The organism is Streptomyces sp. NPDC127098, from assembly GCF_042722465.1.
GTDB lineage: Bacteria > Actinomycetota > Actinomycetes > Streptomycetales > Streptomycetaceae > Streptomyces > Streptomyces millisiae.
The window spans coordinates 1-1,007 of record NZ_JBHXFJ010000151.1 but is presented as its reverse complement, the minus strand read 5'-3'; the positions used below and the strand labels follow the sequence as shown (position 1 = coordinate 1,007).

Sequence of the window (1,007 nt, the reverse complement as noted above, 5' to 3'; positions counted from 1 at the left end):
ATCACCGCCTCGGTCCGCAGCGGATTGATCTCCGACACCGACCCCACAAACGTGGTCTTCCCCACCCCGAACCCACCCGCGATCACGATCTTCGCGGAGGTCGTGGAGCGGGACGGCGGCGGCGCGGTCAGACCGGCGTCGTTAGAGCTTGCGAAGTCCACTGAGCACCCTTTCGAGCAGTGTCACATCAGGCTGACCGCCGGGATCCCCGTCATGACCCGGCTGGTGAATGGCGACCAGGCCCGCCTCGGCGAGATCGGCCACCAGAATCCGGGCCACCCCCAGCGGGAGCGAGAGCAGCGCGGACACCTCGGCGACGGACTTGACCTCGTAGCAGAGCTGGCAGATCCGCTGGTGCTCCGGCAGCTGCCCCTGGAGCTGCACCGGATCCGCCGTGGTGCTCACCAGCGCCTCGATGGCCAACTGGTACCGCGGCCTCGTCCGGCCACCGGTCATCGCATAGGGACGCACCAACGGTTGCTGTGGCTCGCCGTCGAGCTGCCGCCGCTGGTGTCCTGGACGCCTGGTGGCGGGCGGCTGCCAGTCGTCCTGGCCGCCGCGACCTCCGCCGTCTCCCGGCGGTCGAGCCGCACCCGGTGTCGAGGCGGGCCCGGCGTCCGCGCCATGGCCGGGCTCGCGGGGCGGCGGCGTGCGCCGCTCCGGAGTGGGGCGCGGGCGGGAACCGCTTGGCGCCGAAGGGAAGTTGAAGCGCCCCGGCCGCGCGCCGCCGTGCGGCTGCGCCGGGTACTCGTTACCGTATGGTCCGCCTGGGGGCGTTGCCACAGATCCTCCTCCGACTGCCTTCGCTCATCGAGCGGATGCCGAAACTCACCACCCGACAGTCCCGCACCTTATGGTGTGGGGCCCCAATCCGCACAAGTCATCTGCTAGTTGAGCAGGCTCCCCTGCAGCTCGGCGCGGAGGTCGGGCGTCAGAACGGTACCGGCACGATCCACCAGCAACGCCATCTCGTACCCCACCAGACCGATATCGGCCTCCGGATGCGC

Annotated in this window: 1 protein-coding gene and 2 pseudogenes; all 3 read right to left on the bottom strand. The window is 70.4% G+C overall.

Going from position 1 to position 1,007, the window contains the following annotated elements:
* A pseudogene (locus ACFWI8_RS36275) lies at positions 1 to 161 on the bottom strand (ATP-binding protein); the annotation flags it as partial.
* On the bottom strand, positions 142 to 783 hold the full coding sequence (locus ACFWI8_RS36270; protein ID WP_387100528.1) for a DUF742 domain-containing protein: 642 nt from the start codon (positions 781 to 783) through the stop codon (positions 142 to 144). The gene ACFWI8_RS36270 and the pseudogene ACFWI8_RS36275, both read right to left, overlap by 20 nt.
* Positions 784 to 887: 104 nt before the next feature.
* Positions 888 to 1,007, bottom strand: a pseudogene (locus ACFWI8_RS36265) (roadblock/LC7 domain-containing protein); the annotation flags it as partial.